This window comes from Pseudomonas sp. NBRC 111143, assembly GCF_001320965.1.
GTDB lineage: Bacteria > Pseudomonadota > Gammaproteobacteria > Pseudomonadales > Pseudomonadaceae > Aquipseudomonas > Aquipseudomonas machongensis.
Genome location: NZ_BCBT01000078.1, coordinates 1 through 23,751 on the forward strand (window position 1 = coordinate 1; position 23,751 = coordinate 23,751).

Consider the following 23,751-nt stretch of genomic DNA (forward strand, 5'->3'; position numbering starts at 1 on the left):
GATACCCCACCGCTCCCAGATTAAGCGGTGAACCTGTGTGCGGGCTTGTCCCGCGATAGGGCCATCACAGCCCCCAAAAAATAATTTCCCACCCCCGGAATAATCCCCACCCCCCACCTGTTATCCCCTCAGAACACGCATTCCGATGGGGTCCTTCGATGTACCTTAACCATTTGGCCGAACCGCTGACCGCCGACGCACCCTGTGGCGAAAGCCTGGAATACGATGCCGACTACCTGGCCCTCGAGGAAGAGGTCCAGGGCAAGCCGGAAGTCGAATATGGCAGCACCCTGACCCAGGCCACCGCCGCCGACTGGAAGCGCGTGCACCACCTGGCCCTGGCCCTGGCCGAGCGCAGCCGAGACCTGCGTCTGGCCGCGCACTTGACCCGCGCCGAGCTCAACCTCAACGGCTTCCCTGGTCTGGCCGCAGGCCTGGCACTGATCGAAACCCTACTCGCCGACCAGTGGGCCCACCTGCACCCGCAACTGGACCCGGAAGACGACCGCGACCCGCAACTGCGCGTGAACACCCTGGCCAGCCTCTGTGAAACCGCCGGCCTGTTGCACGACCTGCGCACCACGCCGCTGGTCGATGCCGCGCCGCTGGGTAGCGTCAGCCTGCGCGACATCGACCTGGCCAACGGTGAAGCCAGTGCCACGTCCGATTCGCAAAGCCCGTCCCTGGCCATGATCGAGGCCGTCTTCCAGCAAGCCGCCCCCGAGCACCTCGCCGACACCCTGGCCACCCTGGAGCATGCCTGGCACAGCAGCCAACGCATCGAGTCGCTGCTGACCGAGCACGTCGGTTTCACCAGCGCCATCGACCTCAGCGCGTTGTCCACGGCGCTGTGCCGCGCTGCCGAGGTACTGCGCCAGCGACTGCCCGCCACGCCCATCGACACCGCGCAGGCCGCCACACCACAGGCCCGCGCCACCGGTGCCAGCCCGCGTGGCGAGATCGCCAGCCGCGAGGACGTGCGCCAGAACCTGGATCGACTGTGCGCCTACTTCGCCGTACACGAACCCGGCAGCCCGGTGCCGCTGCTGTTGCAGCGTGCCCGCAAACTGCTGGATCTGAACTTCATCGAATTGCTGCAAGACCTGGCCCCCGATGGCCTGGCGCAGATGGCCATGGTCAGTGGCGTGCGCGACGACCCGCGCAGCGACGACTGATCGATACACCCCGTTAACCCAGCACAGGAGCAGTCCCGTGGCAGAAAACAGCCAGAAGTTCATCGCCCGCAACCGCGCCCCCCGGGTGCAGATCGAATACGACGTGGAGATCTATGGCGCCGAGAAGACCGTGCAATTGCCCTTCGTCATGGGCGTGTTCTCCGACCTTTCCGGCAAGCCTGCCGAGCCGCTGCCGCCGGTGGCCGAGCGCAAGTTCCTGGAGGTCGACGTCGACAACTTCGACGAGCGCCTCAAGTCGATGAAACCGCGCGTGGCCTTCCAGGTGCCCAACACCCTTACCGGCGAGGGCAACCTGCCAGTGGAGATCACCTTCGAGAACATGGACGACTTCAGCCCCGGCGCCGTGGCGCGCAAGGTGCCGTCCCTGGATGCACTGCTCACCGCACGCAACCAGCTGTCCAACCTGCTGACCTACATGGACGGCAAGGTCGGCGCCGAGGAACTGCTCGCCCGCGTGCTCGCCGACCCTGCGCTGTTGCAGGCCCTGGGCAGCGCGCCGAAGCCGACTGCCGACAGCAGCGACTGACCCCAACTCCCTGATCGAACCCTGACACCCGGCTGGGCCTTCGCGGCACCGGCAGGTAGACCCTTTTGCCCAAAAACGAGGGATGCTGCAATGTCCACCCCACAAGCCCATGAGACAACGGCCCCCGCAGCGGCCCGCAAAGTCGACCTCGATGACTTCGCCAGCCTCTTGCAAAAAGAGTTCAAGCCCAAGACCGACAAGGCCCGCGACGCCGTCGAGAACGCCGTGCGCACCCTGGCCGAGCAGGCCCTGCAAGGCACCCGGCTGATCACCGGCGATGTGCTTGGCACCGTCGAAGGCATGATCGCCGAGCTCGACCGCAAGCTCTCCGAGCAGATCAACCACATCCTCCATCACGAGGAATTCCAGGGCGTGGAAAGCGCCTGGCGCGGCCTGCACTACCTGGTGAACAACACCGAGTCTGACGAGTCGTTGAAGATCCGCGTGATGAACATCTCCAAGGCCGAAGTGCATCGCACCCTGCGCAAGTTCAAGGGCGTGGCCTGGGACCAGAGCCCGATCTTCAAGAAGCTCTACGAAGAGGAATACGGCCAGTTCGGCGGCGAGCCATACGGCGCGTTCGTTGCCGACTACTACTTCAACAACAGCGCCCCGGACGTCGAGCTGCTGAGCCAGATGGCCAAGGTCAGCGCCGCCGCCCACTGCCCGCTGATCACCGCCGCTGACCCCAGCGTGATGCTGATGGAATCCTGGCAGGAGCTGGCCAACCCGCGCGACCTGACCAAGATCTTCCAGACCCCCGAGCACGCCGCCTGGCGCAGCTTCCGCGCCTCGGAAGACTCGCGCTACGTGGGCCTGGCCATGCCGCGCTTCCTCGCCCGCGCGCCCTACGGCGCCAAGACCAACCCGGTGGAAGACTTCGACTTCGAGGAGACCACCGACGGCGTCGGCAGCAAGGACTTCACCTGGGCCAATGCCGCCTACGCCATGGCGGTGAACATCAACCGCTCGTTCAAGCACTACGGCTGGTGTTCGCAGATCCGCGGCATCGAGTCCGGTGGCGCAGTCGAAGGGCTGCCGGTGCACACCTTCCCGACCGACGATGGCGGCGTGGACATGACCTGCCCGACCGAAATCGCCATCAGCGACCGTCGTGAAGCAGAACTGGCCAAGAACGGCTTCATGCCCCTGGTGCACAAGAAGAACAGCAACCTGGCGGCCTTCATCGGCGCGCAGTCGATGCACAAGCCCGCCGAGTACGACGACCCCGACGCCACCGCCAACGCCAACCTGGCCGCGCGCCTGCCGTACCTGTTCGCCACCTGCCGCTTCGCCCACTACTTGAAATGCATCGTGCGCGACAAGATCGGCTCGTTCAAGGAACGCGCCGACATGCAGGTGTGGCTGAACAACTGGATCGGCCGCTACGTCGAGCACAACCCGGCCACCGCCACCGAATCGGACAAGGCGCGCAAGCCGCTGGCCGGCGCCGAGGTGGTGGTCGAGGAGGTCGAGGGCAACCCCGGCTACTACCACTCCAAGTTCTACCTGCGCCCGCACTACCAGCTCGAAGGGCTGACCGTGTCGCTGCGCCTGGTTTCCAAGCTGCCGTCGGCCAAGACCTGACGGCGCGCGTTCCCCAGCACCCTCACTGACCCACCGAAAAGGTACAGACCATGATCCTGCTCAACTTCAACGGCAAGAAAATCAAAGGCACCTCGACCGTCTCCGGCCACGCCGACTGGATCACCATCGACGCCCTGCAGATGGGCGTCGGCCGCGCCATCTCCACCAGCGGCGGCGGCGCCGACCGCGACACCAGCAACCCGTCGTTCTCGGAGATTTCCCTGACCAAGGCCACCGACCTGGCGTCCGCCGACCTGTTCATGGAGGCGGTGTGCGGCAAGAGCCTGGGCAAGGCGGAGATCCACTTCATCCAGACCGGCGGCGCCGAGAAGAAAGAGCAGGTGTTCCTCAAGCTCGAACTCGAGGAGGCGATCATCAGCTCCTACTCGGCCAGCAGCAACGGCGAGCGCCCGAGCGAAACCTTCTCGATCAACTTCACCAAGATCAGCTACCAGTACGACTCCTTCAGCGGCGAGAAGATCACCACCGGCACGCCGAAGAAGTGGGACCTGGAAGCCAACGCCAAGATCTGACCTGGCCCCTTGGCCGGCCGGTGCCCAGGTGCCGGCCCGGCCCTTCGACCTGGAGTGTCGCCCATGACCCCCTTCATTTTGCCTGGCGCTGTCGACCATGGCTGAGCTGACCAGCAGTGAGCGTCTGCAACCCTCGCTGCTCGACCGCCTGAGCGACGACGCCCGCGACCAGTCGCACGAGCCCCGCGAGCAGCGCGTGCTGTCGATGCGCGCGCTGCGCAAGGCGGTGCTGCGCGACCTCGGCTGGCTGCTCAACAGCACCAGCCTGGGCAGTGTGCAGGACCTCACCGCCTACCCGCTGGCGGCGCGCTCGGTGCTCAACTTCGGCCTGCCCGACCTGTCCGGCAAGACCGTCACCGGCCTTGACCCGCAGGCCCTGGCGCGGCGCATCGAGCAGGTGATCGTCGATTTCGAGCCGCGCATCCTGCCGGCCAGCGTGCGCGTCACGCCACTGGCCCGGGACCGCGAACAGGCCAGCCCCAACCAGGTGGCGTTCGAGATCCACGGTGAGCTGTGGGGCCAGCCGCTGCCCGAGCGCCTGTACCTGAAGACCGAACTGGACCTGGAGGCGGGCGATGTGAAGCTCTACGACATCGACGCCGGAGGTGTGCGATGAACCCCAAGCTGCTGCGTTACTACGAGCGCGAACTCCAGCACCTGCGCGAGATGGGCGGTGAGTTCGCCCGCGATTTCCCCAAGGTCGCCGGGCGTCTGGGCTGGAAAGCCACGCCTGCGCCGACCCTTACGTCGAGCGCCTGCTGGAGGGCTTCAGCTTCCTCGCAGCGCGCGTGCAACTGAAGATCGACGCCGAATTCCCACGCTTCACCAATCACCTGCTGGAGCTGGTCTACCCCCATTACCTGGCACCCACGCCAGCCACCGCCTTGGTGCAACTGCAACCGGACCTCGCCGAAGGCAGCCTGGCCGCCGGCTTCACCGTGCCGCGCGGCACGCCCTTGCACAGCCTGCTGGGCAAGGGCGACCAGACCGCCTGCGAATTCCGCACCGCGCATGACGTCACCCTCTGGCCGATCGAGCTCACCGAGGCCCGTTACTTCGCCTGCTCCGGGCAGGTCGGCGGTGTCGAGCTGGCGCGCCTGGGCCCGGTCAAGGCGGCGCTGCGCCTGCGCCTGAAAGTCGGCGCCGGACTGACCTTCGACAAGCTCGCCCTCGAGCGTTTGATGCTGCACCTGCGCGGCGCCGAAGGGCTGGCCGGGCGCATCCAGGAGCAACTGCTGGCCCAGGCCGCCGGGGTGCTGGTGCAGCCGGTGCAGGCCGACAACCGCTGGCATGCCTTCATCGACGCCTCGGCGCTGCGCGCCCAGGGCTTTGACGACGACCAGGCCCTGCTGCCGGTGGCGCCGCGGACCTTCCAGGGCTACCGGCTGCTGCAGGAATACTTCGCCTTGCCGCAGCGCTTCCAGTTCGTCGAACTGGGCGGACTGGGCCCGGCGGCGCAGCGTTGCGACGTCAGCGAACTGGATGTGACGGTGCTGCTCAAGGCCTTCGTGCCAGCGCTCGAAAGCAGCGTGTCCGCCACGCAGTTCGCACTGCACTGCACCCCGGCGATCAACCTGTTCCCCAAACGCGCCGACCGCGTGCACCTGTCCGACCAGCAGGTCGATTACCACGTGGTGCCCGACCGCACCCGGCCGATGGATTTCGAGATCCATCAGGTCACCGGCGTCACCGGCCACGGCAGCGGTGCCGAGGCCGAGCAGCGCTTCGAGTCGTTCTACCGCGCCAACGACTTGCACGACCCTCGCCAGGGCGCCTGGTACCAGGTGCGCCGCGACACCCGCGTGCTCAGCGCCCAGCAGCGTCGCCAGGGGCCGCGCTCCAGCTACATCGGCAGCGAGATCTTCCTGACCCTGGTCGACGCCCACGAGGCGCCGTACCGCAGCGACCTGCGCCAGCTGGGCGTCGACACCCTGTGCAGCAACCGCGACCTGGTGCTGAGCATGCCGGTGGGCGTGGGCAAGACCGACTTCACCGTCGAGTCCGGCGCGCCGGTGCAGGCGGTGCGTTGCGTGGCCGGGCCGACCGCGCCGCGAGCCTCGTTCGCCGAGGGCGAAACCGCCTGGCGGCTGGTCAGCCACCTGTCGCTGAACTACCTGTCGCTGCTCGACCAGGACCCGGAGCAGGGCGCCAGCGCCTTGCGCGACCTGCTGCGGCTGTACTGCGGCGTCAGCGATACGCCGGTGCACAAGCAGGTCGACGGGCTGCGCTCGGTGAGCGCGCGGTCGATCGTGCGACGCTTGCCGATCCCAGGCCCGATCACCCATGGCCGTGGTTTGCAGGTGTGCGTCACAGTCGACGAGAGCGCCTTCGAAGGCGCCAGCCTGTTCGTCTTCGGCGCGGTGCTGGAGCAGTTCTTCGCCAAGTACGTGGCGCTCAACAGCTTCACCGAAACCCAGCTGCACAGCACCACGCGCGGCTTGATCATGCAGTGGCCGGCGAGGGTAGGGCGATGCGAGATCCTCTAGCGCTGTTGCAGCGGCTCGCGCAGAAACCGGCGTCGTTCGATTTCTACGCCGCCCTGCGCCAGCTCGAATGCGCCTTCGCCGACCGCCCACGGATCGGCCAGGCCAGCCGCCCGGCCGACGAGCCGCTGCGCTTCGGCCAGCAGCCGTCGCTGGCCTTCGAACCGGCGATGCTGTCGGGCCTGCAGACGGGCGACGGGCACCAGGCGCCGCGCCTTCTGCTCAATGGCTTCGGCGCACTGGGCGCCAACGGCCCACTGCCGCTGCACCTGACCGAATACGTACGCGACCGCCAGCGCAATGTCGACGACCCGACCCTGGCGCGCTTCCTCGATATCTTCCATCACCGCCTGATCAGCCTGTTCTACCGCGCCTGGGCCAGTGCCCAGCCAGCGGTCAGCCTCGACCGCCCCGGCACCGACCGCTTCTCCGACTACGTGGCCTCGCTGATCGGCCTGGGCATGCCCTCGCTGCAAGGCCGCGATGCCGTGCCGCAACTGGCCAAGCAGCACCATGCCGGGCGCCTGGCGCCGCACATGCGCAATGCCGAAGGCCTGGCCGCGCTGCTCAGCGACGACCTCGGCGTGCCGGTGCAGGTGGAGCAGTTCGTCGGCCACTGGATGACCCTGCCGGCCGATGGCCTGTGCGCCCTGCGCAGCGGGCCGAGCGCCGAGCGCCTGGGCGTGGGCACGGTGCTCGGGCGCAAGGTGTGGAACGCCCAGGGCAAGTTCCGCCTGCGGGTCGGGCCTCTGAGCATGGCCCAAGTGCGCCGCCTGCTGCCGGGCCAGCCCGGCCTGCGTCGGCTGACCGACTGGGTGCGCCAGTACGCGGGTCTGGCGCTGGACTGGGACGTCAACCTCATCGTCGCCCGCCAGCACCTGCCCGGCACCCGCCTGGGCCGGGATGCCCGGCTTGGCTGGAGCAGTTGGCTGAGCAGCGCACCGCCGAGCGAAGACGACCGCCAGTTGCTCATCAACCCGCGCCTTACCCCTTCCGTTTCCCCCTCATCGCAAGGATCAGATCATGGCTGAGATCAGTCGAGTGGCCCTGTTCGGCAAACTCAACGGCCTGTGCTACCGGGCCATCGAAAGCAGCACGGTGTTCTGCAAGCTGCGTGGCAACCCCTACGTGGAGCTGGCGCACTGGCTGCACCAGTTGCTGCAGGCGCAGGACAGCGACCTGGTGCGCATCGTGCGCCACTACAGCCTCGACCCGGCGCGCCTGGCCGCCGACCTGACCACGGCGCTGGACCGCCTGCCGCGTGGCTCCACCTCGATCACCGACCTGTCGTCGCAACTCGAAGACACGGTCGAGCGCGCCTGGGTGCATGCCACGCTGATGTTCGGCGAGGCCCAGGTACGTTCCGGGCACCTGCTGGTCGGCCTGCTCAAGGACCGCGCCCTGCGCAATGCGGCGCTGGCGTTGTCCGCCGAGTTCGCCAAGGTACGCGTCGACGACCTTACCGAATGCTTCGCCACGGTGCTGGCCGACTCGCCCGAAGCCCATCAGGCAGCCAGCGACGGCTTTCAGCTGGCACCGGGGGAAAGCTCCGGCGCGCTACCCAGCGCCGGCCCGAATGGCCAGGAGGCGCTGGCGCGCTTCACCGTCGACCTCACCGGGCAGGCGCGCAGCGGCACGCTGGACCCGATCGTCGGGCGTGACGACGAGATCCGCCAGGTCATCGACATCCTCATGCGCCGCCGGCAGAACAACCCGTTGCTGGTCGGCGAGGCCGGGGTCGGCAAGACCGCCGTGGTCGAAGGCCTGGCCCAGCGCATCGTGCGCGGTGACGTGCCGCCAGCGCTGCGCACGGTGCGCCTGCTGGTGCTCGACGTCGGCCTGCTGCAGGCCGGGGCGAGCATGAAGGGCGAGTTCGAGCAGCGCCTGCGCGCGGTGATCGACGAAGTGCAGGCCAGCGCCACGCCGGTGATCCTGTTCATCGACGAAACCCACACCCTGGTCGGCGCGGGCGGTGCGGCGGGCACCGGCGATGCGGCCAACCTGCTCAAGCCCGCGCTGGCCCGTGGCACGCTGCGCACGATCGGCGCGACCACCTTCGCCGAGTACAAGAAGTACATCGAGAAAGACCCCGCGTTGACCCGGCGCTTCCAGACCGTGCAGGTCGACGAACCGGACGAGGCCTGCGCGCTGCTGATGCTGCGCGGCATCGCCGAGAGCATGGCACGCCACCACCAGGTGCAGATTCTCGACACTGCGCTGGCTGCGGCGGTGCGCCTGTCGCACCGCTACATCCCCGCGCGCCAACTGCCGGACAAGGCCATCAGCCTGCTCGACACCGCCTGCGCGCGGGTTGCCATCAGCCTGCACGCCACCCCGGCGGCGGTGGACGACAGCCGTCGGCGGCTCGAAGCGCTGGACACCGAGCAGGCGATCATCGCCCGCGAGCGCGCGCTGGGGGTGGACACCGACGCGCGCCAGGCGGCCCTCGACGCGCAGCGCACCCGCGAGCGCGAGCGGCTCGATGGCCTGGAGGCGTCCTGGGCCAGCGAGCAGGAACAGGTGGCGGCGATCGTCGAACTGCGCGGGCAACTGGGCGGCGAGGGCGCGAGCGACGACGCCCTGGTTGAGCTGCGCAGCCGCCAGCAAGCGCTGGCCGAGGCCCAGGGCGAGACGCCATTGATCCTGCTCACCGTCGACGAGCAAGCGGTGGCCGCCGTGGTACAGGACTGGACCGGCATTCCGGTCGGACGCATGGTGCGCAACGAGATCGACAGCGTGCTCAACCTGGCCAGCAGCCTGTCGCGCCGCATCATCGGCCAGCCGCATGCCCTGGAAGCCATCGCCCGGCGTATCCAGACCGCGCGCGCCGGGCTCGACAACCCAGGCAAGCCGGTGGGCGTGTTCCTGCTCGCCGGCACCTCCGGGGTGGGCAAGACCGAGACCGCCCTGGCCCTGGCCGAGGCGCTGTATGGCGGTGAGCACAACCTGGTGACCATCAACATGAGCGAGTACCAGGAAGCGCATACGGTCTCCAGCCTCAAGGGCGCGCCCCCCGGCTACGTCGGCTACGGCGAGGGCGGCGTGCTGACCGAGGCGGTGCGGCGCAAGCCCTACAGCGTGGTGCTGCTGGACGAGATCGAGAAGGCCCACCCCGATGTGCACGAGCTGTTCTTCCAGGTGTTCGACAAAGGCTGGATGGAGGACGGCGAGGGCAGGGTGATCGACTTCAGGAACACCCTGATCCTGCTCACCACCAACGTCGGCACCGAGACCATCAGCCACCTGTGCCAGCGACCGGAGCGGGTGCCGGACCCGGAAACCATCGCCCGCGCCCTGCGCGAGCCGTTGCTGCACGTCTTCCCGCCCGCGCTGCTCGGGCGGGTTGTGACCATCCCCTATTACCCGCTGAGCGACGCCATGCTCGCCAGCATCATCCGCCTGCAACTGGGCCGCATCGAGCGGCGCCTGGCCGAGCGCCACGGCGTGCCGTTCAGCTGCGACGAGGCAGTGGTAGCGCTGATCGCCAGCCGCTGCACGGAGCTCGAGAGCGGCGGGCGGATGATCGACGCGATCCTCACCCATTCGGTACTGCCCGCCATCAGCCGCGAATTCCTCGAACGGATGCTGCGCGGCGAAGCAGTCACCCGCGTGCACCTGGGCGTGCGCGACGGCGCCTTCGACTACACCTACGACGAGGAAGCGGCATGATCATCACCATGCACCTGTACACCGGCCTGTTCGTCTACGGCGACGCCATCGCCCAGATGCGCACCTTGCTGGCCATGCCCAAGGGGCGCGAAGGGTTCTTTCGCATCGACCTGATCCTGAAGCCAGGCGAGGGCGTGGCGGCGAGCCTGCTGATGTCGCGCAAGTCCCTGTACATCGATGCCTTCCTCGGCGCCGATGGCACCTGGTACCACTTCGCCGATTCCGAGCCGCCGTTCGCCCCGAAGCTGGGCGTGGGCGGCAACAACAATCGCTTGCGCAAGATTGACCTGAAGGGCACTCATTCGGCCTTGCGCACCAACACCACGGCCACCACCTACTCGGCCTTCACCCGCATGGACCTGGTAGCGCTGCGCCAATACAGCGGCGGCGGCTTCGACCACCTCAGGCTGCCGCTGTCGTTCGCCGTGGTGGCCTGCGCCGAAGCGGTGCGCTTCAAGGAAACCGAGCTGCGGATCGAACGCCTGCTGGCCAGCGAGCACGACGCCTACAAGCCGCTGGGCGACTGGCAGACGCTGTTCAAAGACTGGGAAAAGCTCACCGAGGTGCAAAGCGCCAAGGTGTGGGTGCGCCACGCAGGCTGACAGGGGAGACAACGAGCATGTCCGAGCGCGACGGCAAGAAAAGAAGCTACGAGTTCATCAAGGCCTTGGAAGAGGCGGCCGACCCTGATTGCGTCAAGGCCTGCAAGCAAGGGCCGATCCTCGACCTTTACCGCATCGATTTTCGCTACCTGCCGGTGGACGCGCGCATCAAGCAGTTGATGCGCACCTTGATGCAATCGGCGGCGCCCTACGATTGCAGTGCCATCGCCACCTCGATCGGCGACGACACCCTGGGGGCGATGCGCCAGATCCATTCCAACACCCCCTGCTACCTGCCGCAGTTGACGGCGCAGCAGCCGGCCTCGGCACGCGGGCAGCTGTACCACACCTACGCGCAGGCCAACAAACACCACTCGGCCGACCGCGGCGGCGGCAACTGTGCCACTGGCTACGTCGAGTACACCGCGGGCGACCTGGACGCCTACGGCTGGGGCGGCAACCGCTTTCGCATTGTCTTCGACTACCTCAACGCGCGGCTGTACTTCGCGCCGCTGCACTACGCCTCGTGGCGTTTCAGCGGCAGCCAGCTGGAGACCGTCGACAAGCCGGCGGCGTTCTCTGGCCATCCGAACCCGTTCTTCTGGATTACCGACATCAAGTGAACCCAGGCCTGCCGGCCTTCGAGAGCCTTCCATGAACAAGAAACAAGATTTCGCATTTTCCTGTGGCGCGGCATCGCTGTTGTGCGCGGCGGCGGAGCTGGGCGTGACCACCATGCCGAACACCGGCGCGCGCAGCACCGGCCAGGCCTTGCAGGCCAACTATTTCTGCGAAGCGGCGCTGTACCAGATCACCTCGGGGTCCGTGACGGGCGGGCGGCTGGACAAGGAGCAGGCCGACCTGAGCAAGCTGGGCTATTCCTTCCCGCACAACGTGGCCATCGCTGCCCGCGAGTTGGGATTGGATGTGAAGATCTACATGAGCGGGATGGTCGCCAGCGCGTTGTCGACCTTCTACCCCGATGCCGAGACCAAGTGCGTGCGTGCGGGCTTCCCGATCATCCATTCCGAGCCACCGGCCCTGGCGGCCAACCGGCGGGCGCTGAAGATCGTGATGACCTTCGGCATCGGCCTGCACTACGTGATGCAGCGCCCGGACGGCACCTACATGGACCCGGGTGACGGCAAGGACTTCGCCGACTTCAAGCAGATGAACCTGTGGAGCAAGTGCTACAACGCCACCGGCATCACCCTGGTGCTGGAGCGGCTGGTGTCTACCGCCGCGGCCTGATCGCGTCGCCTGGCACGGGCTACGCCCGTGACGCCGCACCGCTGCTCCTGCAGGTTCGCCGCCGTCCCTGAGAACGGCGCTGTACCTGTAGGAGCGGGCTTGCCCGCGAACACCGGCATCGCCGGTGCCAAAAAAGGTGGTGACTTACAGCCACTGCGCCTTTTTTCATCCCCCCTGCGGAATAAACCCCGCTCCCCACCTGTTGTGTCCCCAAGGCCGACCCTTGCGGCCACCCCGCGTGAAGGAGCCCTGGATGCCCGTTACCCAAGCCAACCGCGAAATCGCCGTCACCTGCGTGCTGGCCCCCGACACCCTGCTGTTCAGGCGCATGACCGCCCGCGAAGGCCTGTCGACCCTGAGCGAATACCACATCGACCTCTACAGCGAACGCACCGACCTGGACCTCGACGACCTGCTCGCCACCCCCCTGACCGTTGCCGTGGAACTGCCCAAGGGCGGCCAGCGCCACTTCAGCGGCCTGGTCACGCGCTTCGCCTATACCGGCCGCCAGGGCCGCTTCGCCACCTACCATGCGGTGGTGCGCCCGTGGCTGTGGCTGCTGACCCGCAGCAGCGACTGCCGGATTTTCCAGCAGCGCAACGTGCCGGACATCGTCCAGGCGGTGTTCGCCCCCTACACCCTGGCCGACGTCGACACCTCGGGCCTGAGCGCCAGCTACCCGGCCCTGGAGTACTGCGTACAGTACCGCGAAAGCGACTTCGACTTCTTCAGCCGCCTGCTGGAGCAGGCCGGCATCTACTACTTCTTCCGCAGCGCGGCCGGCCGCCACACCCTGGTGCTGGCCGACGGCTACGGCGCCCACGCGCCCGCCCCAGGCTACGCACAGGTGCGCTACCTGCCAGCCGAGGACCAGGCCATGCGCGACAGCGAGGTGATCTACGACTGGCGCATGAGTGGTGAAGTCGAGCCCGGCGCCTGGGCCCTGCAGGACTACGACTTCGAAAAACCTTCGGCCAACCTGCTGGTCAAGTCGACCCAGGCGCGCCCCTACGCCCAGTCGCGCTTCGAGCGCTACGACTATCCCGGCAAGTACCGCGAGCGCCCGAAGGGCGAGACCCTGGCCCGCCATCAGCTCGAGGCCCGGCACACCAGCTACCGGCGTATCGAGGGCGCTACCCGCGCGCGCGGGCTGTTCCCCGGCGCGCTGTTCACCCTCAGCGAACACCCGCGCGGCGATCAGAACCAACAGGTGCTGGTGCTCGCCGCTGAATATGAGCTGTCGTCCGACACCTACGAACCGACCCGCCCCGAAGACCCGGCGCCCGTGCTCACCTGCCGCTTCACCGCACTGCCGCGCCAGCAGGACTACCGCCCGCCATGCCTCACCCCGCGGCCGCTGGTGCACGGCCCGCAGACCGCCAAGGTAGTGGGCAAGGCCGGCGAGGAGATCTGGACCGACCCGTATGGCCGGATCAAGGTGCAGTTCCACTGGGACCGCGAAGGCCAGGAAAACGAGAACAGCTCGTGCTGGATCCGCGTCGCTCAGGGCTGGGCCGGCAAGCGCTGGGGCAGCCTGTTCCTGCCGCGCATCGGCCAGGAAGTGGTGGTGAGTTTTCTCGAAGGCGACCCCGACCGCCCGCTGGTCACCGGCAGCGTCTACAACGCCGAGGTGATGCCGCCCTACAACCTGCCCGAACAAGCCACCCGCTCGACCCTCAAGAGCCACTCCAGCAAAGGCGGCAACGGCTACAACGAACTGCGCTTCGAAGACCGCAAGGGCGCCGAGCAGGTGTTCATCCACGCCGAGCGCAACTTCGACCAGCGCATCGAGCGCGATGCCCTTGATTGGGTGGGCGGCGAGCGCCATTCGCGAGTGGCCAAGGACCTGCGCGAACGCATCGGCGGCGACCGCCATCAGCATGTGCTGGGCGATCGAACCGAAAAGGCCGTGGGCAGCGTGTCCCAGGCCGCCGGCCGTGACCTGCAGCTGGACGGCGCGCTCAAGGCCAGCCTCAGCGGCGGCACCGATGTGCACATCAAGGGCGGCATGAACGTGGTGATCGAGGCGGGGGCGAGCATCACCCTCAAGGCCGGCGGCTCGTTCCTGACCCTCGGCCCGACCATCATCGCCTCGATGCTGCCGCTGCCGTTGCCCCAGGCCTCGGCCGCCGCCAACGCCCTGGTTCTGGCCTCGCGGCCCGGCCCGGTGGGCCAGCCGCTGGAGCCCAAGGAGGCCGACGATGGCCGCCAGTGAACCCCGCCACCTTCCTGCCGAAAGGAACCTGACATGCCTGTGAAACTGTGGGTCGAACGTTATCGCGGGCAGCCGCCCGCAGCTGAGCTGGCGTGCCTGATCGACGTCGCCGGCACCTTGGGCCGCGCGCCCGGCAACGACCTGGTGCTGGACGATCCGGGCAAGTACATCTCCCGCAGCCACGCCCGCGTCGAGCGGCGTGAGGGCGGCTACTACCTCACCGACACCGGCAGCAACCCCAGCGTGATCAACGAGCGCCTGCTCGGCCATGGCCGCGAGACGCTGCTGCAGGCCGGCGACCAGTTGGTGATCGGCGACTACCAGATCGGTGTGGCGCTGCTCGCGGTGGAGCAGGCCGACCCCGACCAGACGGGGGTTGGCGCCACCCAGACCCTGGCGGTGTTCGTGCCACCGGCGCCGGTCCAGCCGCCGCCGCCACCGCCGCTGGAAGCCCCCGTGGCACCGCGCAGCGAGCCGGGCTTCAGCCAGCCACGGGTGGACACCGACGCCCTGGCGGCGGCGAGCATCCTGCAAGGCGAGTCAGTGTTCGAGCCGGCCCCGATGCTGGACGACCCGCTGGGCCTGAACCTGTTCGGCGGCCAGCGCCCCACGGCGGCCTTCCTCGGTACTCCGGCCGATCACCTGTCGCCGGAGTTGCAGGCCCTGCCGGCCTTGCCTGTCAGCCCAGCCCCCCAGGCGCCGGAAGCGGCGTTGATCCCCGATGGCTACGACGCCCTGGCCGACCTGCTGGCGACGCCTGCCGCCCCAGCCAGCCTGGCGCCTGCACCCACCCCAATCGCAACACCAGCCCCCGTCGCCGCAGAACCCATGGCGGCCGGCGAAGACCCTGTGCTCCAGGCCCTGCTCGAAGGCCTCGGCCTGCCGCACCTGCGCGCCTCGCGCAGCCCCGAAGAGCTGGCCCGGCTGGTGGGGGAAATGCTCCGCGCCGCCACCGGCGGCACCATGGGCGTGCTGATGGCGCGGGCGCTGACCAAGCGCGAAAGCCATATCGAGATGACCATGATCGGCGCGCATTCGAACAACCCGCTGAAGTTCTTCCCCGACCCCACCAGCGCCCTCAGCCAGATGCTCAGCACCGACGCCCCGGCCTATCTGCCCGGCGTGCAGGCGCTGCACGCCGCCTTCGACGACCTGCGCGCCCACGAGATGGCGGTGATCGCCGGCATGCGCGAGGCCCTGGGCGAGGTGATGCAGCGCTTCGACCCGGTGCGCATCGAACGTCGCCTGGCCGCTCCCGGCGCCCTGGAACGCGTGCTGCCCTCTGCGCGCAAGGCCCGCCTGTGGGCGCGTTTCGCCGAGCTGCACGCCGAGCTTGCACGTGATGGCGACGAAGACCTGCAACGCCTCTACGGCGAGAAATTCTCCGTGGCCTACCAGCAGCAGGTCAGCCGCCTGCGCGACATGCCCTGAACCCCTTTACCCGAGATCGCATTCATGTCCTGGAACAGCAAAGTCGTCTGGTCGGAAGGCATGCTCCTGCAGCCCCAGCACCTGCAGCAGCACGACCGTTTCCTCAATGCCCACCTGGAGGCCCGGGTCGCGGCGCTGCGCCCCTACGCCTGGGGCTTCTCGCGCCTGGAGCTCGACGAGCAGCACCTGGCCTTCGGCAAGCTGGCGCTCAAGGCCTACAGCGGCGTGCTGCCTGATGGCACGCCGATCGGCCTGCCATTCGACGAGATGCCGTTGCCGCTGGAGATCCCCGCCGACGCCCGTGACCTCGACGTGGTGCTGGCGCTGCCCACCGCCCGCCATGGCGTGGCGGAAGTGGACGACCGCGTGAGCGCGGAGAACTTCGCCCGCCATCGCAGCGTCGAGTACGAGGCCTGGGACAGCAACGGCCTGGACAACAGCGCGCTGATGAACGTCGGCAAGCTGCGCCTGCGCCTGGCGCTGGCCAGCGACGTCGCTGACGCCCACGCGGTGTTGGGCGTGGCACGGGTGCTGGAGCGCCGCGCCGACCAGCAGGTGTTGCTCGACCCCGCCTACTGCCCGCCGAGCCTCACTTTGCAGGCCGCACCGCGCCTGGCGGCGTTCGTCGACGAACTGCTGGGCCTGCTGCACCAGCGCGCCGAGGCCATGGCCACGCGCCTGGCCCAGCCGGGTGCCAGCGGCGCGGCAGAGATCGCCGACTTTTTGCTGCTGCAACTGCTCAACCGCAGCGAGCCGCTGGTGCGCCACCTGGCCAGCATGGCCGGGCTGCACCCCGAGGCGTTGTACCGCCAACTGACTGAGTTGGCCGGCGAGCTGGCGACCTTTACCCACGTCGACAAGCGCGCCAGCCGCTACCCGGTGTACCGCCACGACGCCCTGGCCGAGACCTTCGCCCCGCTGATGCTCGACCTGCGCCGCGCCCTGGCCACGGTGATCGACGCGCGCGCCCTGCAGATCCCGCTGGAGGAGCGCCAGTTCGGTATCCGCGTGGCGGTGCTGCCCGACCGCGCGCTGCTCGGCAGCGCCACCTTCGTCCTCGCCGTGCACGCGCAGATGCCGGCCGAAGCGGTGCGCAGCGGCTTCCCGCCGCAGGTCAAGCTGGGCTCGGTGGAGAAGATCCGCGACATGGTCAACCTGCAACTGCCCGGCATCGGCCTGCGGCCCTTGCCGGTGGCGCCGCGGCAGTTGCCGTTCCACGCAGGCTTCACCTACTTCGAACTCGACCGCAACAGCGAGTACTGGCAACAGCTGACCCAGTCGGCAGGCTTCGCCCTGCACGTGGCCGGCAGCTTCCCCGGGCTGGACATGCAGTTCTGGGCCATCCGCAACGCCTGATCGACAGCGCAGGTACATCACCGTGAACATGAATGACTCCCTTGAGCCCGGGCAAGACCCGGACCACACCCTGCTGCTGCCGACCCCCGGCGGCCGCCGCCCGGCCTCCAGCGCCGCGCCTGCGCCGGTCGAAGCCGACCTGGCCCTGCGCGGCGCCGGCCTCAACCCGCTGGTGCGCGCCGCCAACCCCTTGCTCGACCTGGTGGTGCCGCTGCGTGGGCTGACCCGCGCACCGGACATGGAAACCCTGCGCGAGCGGCTGGTGCAGGCCGTGCAGCAGTTCGAGGCGCAGGCGCGCAACGCCCGGGTGGAAGCCCAGACCCTCGCCGCGGCGCGCTATGCCCTGTGCACGCTGGTCGACGAAACCATCTCCAGCACGCCTTGGGGCGCCGGGGTGTGGAGTGGCAGCAGCCTGCTGGTGACCTTCCACAACGAGGCCTGGGGCGGCGAGAAGTTCTTCCTGATCCTGCAGCGCCTGAGCCTGGATGCGCGCGCCAACCTCGACGTGCTGGAGCTGATGTACCTGTGCCTGGCCCTGGGCCTGGAGGGGCGCTACCGCGTGCTGGACCGTGGCTTCGACCAACTGGCGGCCCTGCGCGAGCGCCTGTTGCAGTTGATTCGCCAGCAGCGCGGCGCGGTCGAACAGGACCTTTCGCTACGCTGGCGCGGTGCGCCCACTGTGTCGGTGTCGATGCTGCGCCTGGTGCCGCTGTGGGTGCTGGCGGCCTTGGCGGCGCTGCTGCTGGTGCTGTTGCAGGTGACCGGCAACTGGCTGCTCAACCGCGCCTCGGACCCGGTGTTCGCGCAGATGGGCGAGCTGCGCCTGGCCTCGCCGTTGAAGGTCGCCCAGCCCACGGGGCCGGCGCCGGTACGGGTGTCCGGGTTCCTCGCCGAGGAGATCGCCCAAGGCCTGGTGAGCGTGCGCGAAACCAGTGACCGCTCGGTGATCACCTTGCGCGGCGACGGTGTGTTCGCCTCCGGCAGCGCCGAGGTGTCGAGCGCCTTCGACGGTCTGTTGACGCGCATAGGCGAGGCGCTCAAGGGCGTACCTGGCGACGTACTGGTGGTCGGTCACACCGACAACGTGCGGCCTGCGCTGGGTTCGCGGTTGTCGTCGAACTTCGACCTGTCCAACACCCGCGCGCGCAACGTCGCGCGCCTGCTGGCCGAACGCGCGGGCCCGGCCACGCGCTACCGCAGCGAAGGCCGTGGCGAGACCGAGCCGCTGGTGGCCAACGACTCGGCCGCCAACCGCGCGCGCAATCGCCGCGTAGAGATCACCGTATTTGTTCCTGCGCAGCCGCAGTGAGGACCAGGCGATGTCTTATCTGATCTATCTGTTCGATACCCTCATGCGCGGCCTGCGCTGGCTGGCCAGTTCCTGGCTGCTGTCGCTGCTGGGCGTGGCATTGATGGCGCTGCTGATCTGGTACGAAGGCCCGCTGCTGTCATTCGACGGGCGCGAGCCACTGGCCTCGGCCTGGGCGCGCGGTTGGCTGGTGGCGGCGTTGCTGGCGGCGTGGTTGGCCTACTTCGGCTGGCGCGCCTTTGTCGCCTGGCGCGCCAACCGCCTGCTGATGGCCGGGGTCACCGATGAGCAGGCCGGGGAACCCGCCTCGGCGCGCGCCTCTCAGGCCGAGGTGGCGCACCTGGCCGAGCGCATGCGCGAGGCGATGGCCGTGCTGCGCAAGGTCAGCCCCGGCTGGAAACCGGGTGGGCAGTACCTGTACCAGTTGCCGTGGTACCTGTTCGTCGGCGCCCCAGGCAGCGGCAAGACCACTGCGTTGACCCACTCCGGCCTGCAATTCCCGCTCAGCGATACCCACGGCGCCACGGCCATCGGCGGCATCGGCGGCACGCGCCACTGCGACTGGTGGTTCACCGACGAAGCCGTGCTGCTGGACACCGCCGGGCGCTACACCACTCAAGACAGCGACGCCGAGGTCGACAAGGCTGCCTGGCGCGGTTTTCTCGACCTGCTGAAAAAGCACCGCCGACGCAGCCCGGTCAACGGCGTGATCGTCACCCTGAGCGTCAGCGACCTGTTGCAACAAGGCGAGGCCGAGCGCCAGCGCCAGGCTACGGCGATCCGCGCGCGCCTCGACGAGCTGCACGAACGCCTGGGCGTGCGCTTCCCGGTGTACGTGGTGGTGACCAAGTGCGACCTGCTGGCCGGTTTTGCCGAATATTTCGAGCACTTCGGGCGCGATGAGCGCAGCCAGGTGTGGGGCGTGACCTTCCCGCTGGCCCAGAGCGAGCAGCCGGGAGCGGCGCTGGCGGGCTTCCCGGCCGAGTTCGAGGCGCTGGAGCGGCAGTTGCAGGTGCGCGTGCTCGAGCGCATGCAACAGGAGCGTGACCTGTCGCGACGTGCCTTGCTGTACAGCTTCCCGCAGCAGTTCGCCGGCATGGGCGACGTGCTGGCGGGCTTCCTGCGTACGGTGTTCGAACCCAACCGCTTCCAGGCTCCGACCCGCCTGCGCGGGGTGTACTTCACCAGCGGCACCCAGGAAGGCAGCCCGATCGACCGGGTGCTGGCCTCGCTGGCCGCCGCCTTCGGCCTGGGGCGCAAAGTGCTGCCTGCCGGGTACGCCAGTGGGCGCAGCTACTTCATCACCCGGCTGCTGCGCGAGGTGATCTTCAAGGAAGCGGGCCTTGCCGGGCTCGACCCGCGCCAGGAGCAGCGCCGCCGCCAATGGTTGCGCGCGGGCATGGTGCTGGTCGCGGTGCTGACGCTGCTGCTGGCGCTGGGCATGGCGCTCAGTTACCAGCGCAACCGCGTGCTGGTCGATACCGCCGCGCAACGTACCGCCGAGGTGGCGCAACTGGCCAAGGCGCTGCCCGCTGAGGGCAACGTGTTGCAGGCGTTGCCGCTGCTCGACGCTGCCCGCGCCTTGCCCGCAGGTTACGACCAGCGCGGGGAGGGCGTGCCGCTGCTTGAACGCTTTGGTTTGTACCAGGGCGACAAGCTCGGTGCCGGCGCCGTGGCGCTGTACCATCGCCTGCTGCGCAGCACCCTGCTGCCGTCGATCGTCGGCAACCTGGAGAGCGCCTTGCGCCGGGGCGATGCCAGCAACCAGGACTTCCTCTACGAAACCCTGCGCGTGTACCTGATGCTCGGCCAGCGCCAGTTCTTCGATGCCGCCTCGGTGCAGGCCTGGGTCGATGTCGACTGGCGCCGCGAGTTGCCCCAGGCCAGCGAGGCGCAGCGCCAGCAACTATGGGCGCATGTCGCCGCGCTGCTCGAAGACGCCGACGCCGAGCCGGTACAGCTCGATGCCGACCTGATCGCCAAGACCCGCCTGACCCTGGCGGGCATGCCGCTGTCGCAGCGCATCTACAACCGCCTCAAGCGCCAGGTGGCCCAGGCCGGGCTGGCCGAGCAGAGCGTCAACGCTGCCGCCGGGCGCGATGCCTCGTCGTTGCTGGTGCGGCGCAGCGGCCTGCCGCTGTCGCGCGGCGTCAGCGGCGTGTACAGCGTGGCTGGCTACCGCGCCTTGCTGGCCAGGCGCGAGCGCGCCATGGCCGAAATGTCCCGCGACAGCTGGGTGCTCGACCGCCAGGAAGCGGCTCTCGGCGCGGGCGATGGTGCGCGTCTGGGCGCTGCGGTGCTCGAGCTGTACTACGCCGACTACATTCGCCAGTGGGACGCCTACCTGGCCGACGTGCAACTGGTGCCCCTGGCCAGCCTCGGCCAGGCGGCGCAGGTGAGTAATGCTCTGGCCGCCGCCGACTCGCCGCTGCGCGCCTTCCTCCAGACCGCCGCACGCGAGACCACCCTCGAAGGCGTGCTGGCCGACACCCCCGGCGACAGCGTCGGGAACCCGGTCGACCGCGCCCTGCGCGAACGCCTCGACAGTGCCCGCAAGCGCCTGGAAAGTGCGTTGTCCGACAGCGCCCCGGCCCCCGCGCCGGCTGCCACCGGCAACCCAGTAGACCAGCACTTCGCCGCCCTGCATGCCCTGGCGAGCAGCGCCACCCCGGCGTCGCTGGACGAAAGCCTGGCCCTGCTCAAGGACGCCGCGCAGTTCTTCGACAGCGCCGAAAATGCCCGCCGCAGTGGCACGCCAGCGCCCAGCGGCGAGGTGCTTGGGCGCATCAAGCGCGCCGCAACCGAGCAGCCAGTCCCGTTGTCCGAGGTGCTGCGCGCAGTCGACAGTGGCGGCAGCGCGCTGACCCTCGGCAACGAGCGCGAACGCCTCAACGCCCTGTGGGTGGCCAATGGCGCGCCGTTCTGCCGCGATGCCATCGCCGGGCGCTACCCGCTGGTGCGCGGCGCCAGCCGCGACGTCACCGCCGACGACTTCGGCCGCTTCTTCGGCCCCGGCGGCATCATGGACGACTTCTTCAGCCGCAACCTCGCGCCCTACGTCGACATGAGCAGCAGCCAATGGCGCTGGCGCGCCAACGGCAGTGCGCCGCTGAGCATTCCCCAGGAGGTGCTCGACCAGTTCCAGCGCGGCGCACGCCTGCGCGACATGTTCTTCGTCGCCGGTGCCCGCCAGCCCTCGCTGCGCTTTGACGTGCAACCCCTGACCGTCGATCCCGCATTGGGCCAGGTGACGCTGGATATCGCTGGCCAGCCGGTGACGTTCGTGCCTCGCGGCGATACCGGGTTCACGCCGATCGTGTTGCCCAGCGGCAAAGGCAGCGACCGCGTGCAATTGCAGTCTCTCACCGGTAGCGACCTGCGCAGCGACGGCCCTTGGGCCTGGTTGCGTTTGCTTGACCGGGGGCAGGTCAGCGGTGAATCGGGTGAGCGCTTCCTGCTCACGTTCAACCTGGGCGGGCACAAGGTGAGCTACACGCTACGCGCCAGCAGCGTGATCAACCCGTTCCGCCGCGACGCGCTGGAGCAGTTCCGTTGCCCGGCGCGGTTGTGAGGTGAGGCCCTTGGAACAGCGCGTTTCGCGCACCGGCTTCTACGGCAAGCTGGTGACCCATGGCGATTTCCTCAGCCGACGCCTGTCGCCCGCCTTCGTGCGAGGTTGGGATGAATGGCTGCAGGCCGGCCTGCGCGCCAGCCGCGAGCGCCTGGGAGCTGGGTGGGAGCAGGCCTACCGCTGCAGTCCGATCTGGCATTTCGCCCTGGCCGCCGGGGTGTGCGGCGAGCCCGCCTGGGCCGGCGTGATGATGCCCAGTGTCGACCGGGTGGGGCGTTATTTTCCCCTGACCCTGGCCTATGGCGGGCCGGACATTCCAGTGCTGGAGCGCCTGCGGCGCGACGGTGCGTGGTACGCCGAAGTGGAGCGCCTGGCATTGTCGACCCTGGAGGCGGGGTTTGTGCTGGAGCGCTTCGACCGCGACCTCAGCCAGTTGCCCGCTCCATCACGGCCAGAGCCCGCAAGCCTTGCGCCTGTGTGGGGGCAGCCGGCGATGGGTGCGATGTGGTCGGCGTTGCCGGAGCAGGACGGAATGGCGCAGGCGGTCGAACAGTGGTTGATGCAACTGGACGAGTTGGCGGGGCAGCGGTCGTTGGCCGGGCATGCCTTGTTCTGGACCGAGGGCGGGCCGCAGGTAGCGCCGACGCTGCTGGTGAGCCGGGGCTTGCCGGGGGCGGGGTGGTTCGTTGGCATGCTGGGCGGGGAGGGTGGCGGCGCGGCTTGAGCTTCATACCTGCACCGCCCTCACCGCTGATCTTGAGTACAGCGAGGTACCTGTGGGAGCGGGCTTGCCCGCGAAAAAGACACCGCCGTGTCAGGCACGGCGGGTCACGTCAGATCAATCTCAAACCGCCTCACAGCAAGCGGCCACCGCATCGATCTCCACCAGCATGCCATCAAGCGCCAGTCGTGGAACGGGGATCAGGGTGCAGACCGGATGCCCGCTTTCCCAGACCCGATTTGCTTCGCTGACCCATTCACGCAAGCGATGCTCATCATGATCGACGATCAACAAGGTCAGCTTGAACACCTGTTGCAAGCTCGCGCCCTGCGACCGCAGCGCCGTGTCCAAATTGGCCAGTGCCTGCCTGGCCTGCGCGGCAAACTCGGCGGGCAGTCGCCCGTCGACATCCTCGCCACCTTGCCCGGCAATGAACAACAGCCTGGCTCCAGGTGCTACTGCGGCGACGTGGGAGTAACCGTTGCTGCTCGGGTCGTACAGCCCGGGTGGATTGGACAGCGCGAATGCGGGACGGGAATCTGCGGACATGGGATTGCTCCAGAGGAAAGAGCGGGCAGTCTGCAACCTCGAGTCAACTTGAGGTCAAGGGTGTTTGTGGCGGAGAGAAGAAATCTCCTGGACACAACCCAGTCACTCAATCAGGCGGAATTCCTGCTCAGTGAAATCAGGGTTTCCCTATTTCATGTAGTCCCTTTCCCAAGCATCCTCCGCCCGCTTTTGCACCATCGCAGTCACGGCTAGTCTCGTCCGGTCGTTGCCAAATCAACGACCGGGCCTGCAAGCCTGTTTGAACATCGATGGTGCTCACCCCTGAGTCGCTGGCCTATGCCAGTGGTTGTGCTCAATGGTGGCTGCGTACGGGTGACCTTTGGGTCAGCCGGGTTTTTGCTCGATGTTCCCCGGACTTGCAGGCCCGTACGTAGCCGCCACCCTTCACCTGCAAGTGAAGGATGGCTGGTTGATCGCTCATGAACCTCGAGATGAAATCATGTTGAAGATCGTCCCCGACCCGCCTTATGTCACCGAAGCTCCCGACGACCTCGAAGACACCCTGGTCGAAGCCATGGAGTCCACCCTGTGTGGCCTGGCGGTAGCCAACCAGTCGATCACCTTCCTCCCCAAATCTCCCGCCACGATCATGCTGCTTAGCGTGATGCACGAGCTCGACGCTGTGCGCTCGCTGTTGGAGTATGCGTTGGCTCAGGTGCAGCTCAAGAGCCGAACGCAGCCGCTGTCCCTGCATTAGTCCGTACTCATTTCCAAAAGGCTTGCAGGGCCTC

18 protein-coding genes and 1 pseudogene are annotated in these 23,751 nt (G+C 68.2%); 18 read left to right on the forward strand and 1 reads right to left on the reverse strand.

What is annotated here, in order from left to right:
• Positions 1-158 precede the first annotated feature (158 nt).
• From tssA to tagF, 17 genes and pseudogenes are all read left to right on the forward strand, one after another.
• Entirely contained in the window at positions 159-1,175 is a 1,017-nt protein-coding gene (tssA, locus tag APH44_RS27210; protein ID WP_054895419.1) for a type VI secretion system protein TssA, read from the forward strand.
• A gap of 37 nt (positions 1,176-1,212) precedes the next feature.
• Positions 1,213-1,722 (forward strand): type VI secretion system contractile sheath small subunit, encoded by a 510-nt coding sequence (gene tssB / locus APH44_RS27215; RefSeq protein WP_054895420.1) that lies wholly within the window; start codon positions 1,213-1,215, stop codon positions 1,720-1,722.
• A gap of 90 nt (positions 1,723-1,812) precedes the next feature.
• Positions 1,813-3,309, forward strand: a complete 1,497-nt coding sequence (gene tssC / locus APH44_RS27220; RefSeq protein WP_054895421.1) for a type VI secretion system contractile sheath large subunit — start codon at positions 1,813-1,815, stop codon at positions 3,307-3,309.
• 50 nt (positions 3,310-3,359) lie between these two features.
• Positions 3,360-3,842, forward strand: coding sequence for a type VI secretion system tube protein Hcp (locus tag APH44_RS27225; protein ID WP_054895422.1), 483 nt, complete (start codon positions 3,360-3,362; stop codon positions 3,840-3,842).
• Positions 3,843-3,939: 97 nt separating this feature from the next.
• Positions 3,940-4,458 carry a type VI secretion system baseplate subunit TssE gene (gene tssE / locus APH44_RS27230; RefSeq protein ID WP_054895423.1) on the forward strand — a complete coding sequence of 173 codons (519 nt, stop codon included), beginning with the start codon at positions 3,940-3,942 and terminating at the stop codon, positions 4,456-4,458.
• 50 nt (positions 4,459-4,508) lie between these two features.
• Positions 4,509-6,328: pseudogene (gene tssF, locus APH44_RS27235) on the forward strand (type VI secretion system baseplate subunit TssF).
• Entirely contained in the window at positions 6,313-7,356 is a 1,044-nt protein-coding gene (tssG, locus tag APH44_RS27240) for a type VI secretion system baseplate subunit TssG (RefSeq protein ID WP_256216596.1), read from the forward strand. The pseudogene tssF and the gene tssG overlap by 16 nt, the downstream one beginning before the upstream one ends.
• On the forward strand, positions 7,349-9,994 hold the full coding sequence (gene tssH, locus APH44_RS27245) for a type VI secretion system ATPase TssH (protein WP_054895425.1): 2,646 nt from the start codon (positions 7,349-7,351) through the stop codon (positions 9,992-9,994). The genes tssG and tssH overlap by 8 nt, the downstream gene beginning before the upstream one ends.
• Entirely contained in the window at positions 9,991-10,596 is a 606-nt protein-coding gene (locus tag APH44_RS27250; protein ID WP_054895426.1) for a ribosome-inactivating family protein, read from the forward strand. The genes tssH and APH44_RS27250 overlap by 4 nt, the downstream gene beginning before the upstream one ends.
• 17 nt (positions 10,597-10,613) lie before the next feature.
• Positions 10,614-11,219 (forward strand): hypothetical protein, encoded by a 606-nt coding sequence (locus APH44_RS27255; protein ID WP_054895427.1) that lies wholly within the window; start codon positions 10,614-10,616, stop codon positions 11,217-11,219.
• A 31-nt stretch (positions 11,220-11,250) separates the two neighbouring features.
• The gene (locus tag APH44_RS27260) at positions 11,251-11,847 is read left to right on the forward strand and encodes a hypothetical protein (RefSeq protein ID WP_054895428.1); all 597 of its coding nucleotides are present in this window, start codon (positions 11,251-11,253) and stop codon (positions 11,845-11,847) included.
• A gap of 253 nt (positions 11,848-12,100) precedes the next feature.
• A complete protein-coding gene (locus APH44_RS27265) occupies positions 12,101-14,062 on the forward strand; it encodes a type VI secretion system Vgr family protein (protein ID WP_054895429.1) in 1,962 nt (653 codons plus the stop codon).
• Positions 14,063-14,095: 33 nt separating this feature from the next.
• On the forward strand, positions 14,096-15,493 hold the full coding sequence (gene tagH, locus APH44_RS27270; protein ID WP_054895430.1) for a type VI secretion system-associated FHA domain protein TagH: 1,398 nt from the start codon (positions 14,096-14,098) through the stop codon (positions 15,491-15,493).
• 24 nt (positions 15,494-15,517) lie between these two features.
• Positions 15,518-16,849: a type VI secretion system baseplate subunit TssK gene (gene tssK, locus APH44_RS27275; RefSeq protein ID WP_054895431.1), complete on the forward strand. Its 1,332-nt coding sequence runs from the start codon at positions 15,518-15,520 to the stop codon at positions 16,847-16,849.
• Positions 16,850-16,877: 28 nt separating this feature from the next.
• Positions 16,878-18,158: a type IVB secretion system protein IcmH/DotU gene (gene icmH, locus APH44_RS27280; RefSeq protein WP_054895435.1), complete on the forward strand. Its 1,281-nt coding sequence runs from the start codon at positions 16,878-16,880 to the stop codon at positions 18,156-18,158.
• A gap of 10 nt (positions 18,159-18,168) precedes the next feature.
• The gene (tssM, locus tag APH44_RS27285; protein ID WP_218187350.1) at positions 18,169-21,729 is read left to right on the forward strand and encodes a type VI secretion system membrane subunit TssM; all 3,561 of its coding nucleotides are present in this window, start codon (positions 18,169-18,171) and stop codon (positions 21,727-21,729) included.
• Positions 21,730-21,739: 10 nt separating this feature from the next.
• Positions 21,740-22,453 (forward strand): type VI secretion system-associated protein TagF, encoded by a 714-nt coding sequence (tagF, locus tag APH44_RS27290; protein ID WP_054895432.1) that lies wholly within the window; start codon positions 21,740-21,742, stop codon positions 22,451-22,453.
• 120 nt (positions 22,454-22,573) lie between these two features.
• On the opposite strand, the gene APH44_RS27295 is transcribed toward tagF, so the two are convergent.
• On the reverse strand, positions 22,574-22,999 hold the full coding sequence (locus APH44_RS27295; RefSeq protein WP_054895433.1) for a RidA family protein: 426 nt from the start codon (positions 22,997-22,999) through the stop codon (positions 22,574-22,576).
• 460 nt (positions 23,000-23,459) lie between these two features.
• On the opposite strand from APH44_RS27295, the gene APH44_RS27300 reads away from it, so the two are divergent.
• The gene (locus tag APH44_RS27300; protein WP_054895434.1) at positions 23,460-23,717 is read left to right on the forward strand and encodes a hypothetical protein; all 258 of its coding nucleotides are present in this window, start codon (positions 23,460-23,462) and stop codon (positions 23,715-23,717) included.
• Positions 23,718-23,751 lie beyond the last annotated feature (34 nt).

What these genes read in the sequence shown, in the direction of transcription:
- tssA (WP_054895419.1), top strand. Translation starts at nt 159, where the DNA reads ATGTACCTTAACCATTTGGCCGAACCGCTGACCGCCGACGCACCCTGT.
- tssC (WP_054895421.1), top strand. Translation starts at nt 1,813, where the DNA reads ATGTCCACCCCACAAGCCCATGAGACAACGGCCCCCGCAGCGGCCCGC.
- APH44_RS27225 (WP_054895422.1), top strand. Translation starts at nt 3,360, where the DNA reads ATGATCCTGCTCAACTTCAACGGCAAGAAAATCAAAGGCACCTCGACC.
- tssE (WP_054895423.1), top strand. Translation starts at nt 3,940, where the DNA reads ATGGCTGAGCTGACCAGCAGTGAGCGTCTGCAACCCTCGCTGCTCGAC.
- tssG (WP_256216596.1), top strand. Translation starts at nt 6,313, where the DNA reads ATGCGAGATCCTCTAGCGCTGTTGCAGCGGCTCGCGCAGAAACCGGCG.
- tssH (WP_054895425.1), top strand. Translation starts at nt 7,349, where the DNA reads ATGGCTGAGATCAGTCGAGTGGCCCTGTTCGGCAAACTCAACGGCCTG.
- APH44_RS27250 (WP_054895426.1), top strand. Translation starts at nt 9,991, where the DNA reads ATGATCATCACCATGCACCTGTACACCGGCCTGTTCGTCTACGGCGAC.
- APH44_RS27255 (WP_054895427.1), top strand. Translation starts at nt 10,614, where the DNA reads ATGTCCGAGCGCGACGGCAAGAAAAGAAGCTACGAGTTCATCAAGGCC.
- APH44_RS27260 (WP_054895428.1), top strand. Translation starts at nt 11,251, where the DNA reads ATGAACAAGAAACAAGATTTCGCATTTTCCTGTGGCGCGGCATCGCTG.
- APH44_RS27265 (WP_054895429.1), top strand. Translation starts at nt 12,101, where the DNA reads ATGCCCGTTACCCAAGCCAACCGCGAAATCGCCGTCACCTGCGTGCTG.
- tagH (WP_054895430.1), top strand. Translation starts at nt 14,096, where the DNA reads ATGCCTGTGAAACTGTGGGTCGAACGTTATCGCGGGCAGCCGCCCGCA.
- tssK (WP_054895431.1), top strand. Translation starts at nt 15,518, where the DNA reads ATGTCCTGGAACAGCAAAGTCGTCTGGTCGGAAGGCATGCTCCTGCAG.
- icmH (WP_054895435.1), top strand. Translation starts at nt 16,878, where the DNA reads ATGAATGACTCCCTTGAGCCCGGGCAAGACCCGGACCACACCCTGCTG.
- tssM (WP_218187350.1), top strand. Translation starts at nt 18,169, where the DNA reads ATGTCTTATCTGATCTATCTGTTCGATACCCTCATGCGCGGCCTGCGC.
- APH44_RS27295 (WP_054895433.1), bottom strand. Translation starts at nt 22,999, where the DNA reads ATGTCCGCAGATTCCCGTCCCGCATTCGCGCTGTCCAATCCACCCGGG.
- APH44_RS27300 (WP_054895434.1), top strand. Translation starts at nt 23,460, where the DNA reads ATGTTGAAGATCGTCCCCGACCCGCCTTATGTCACCGAAGCTCCCGAC.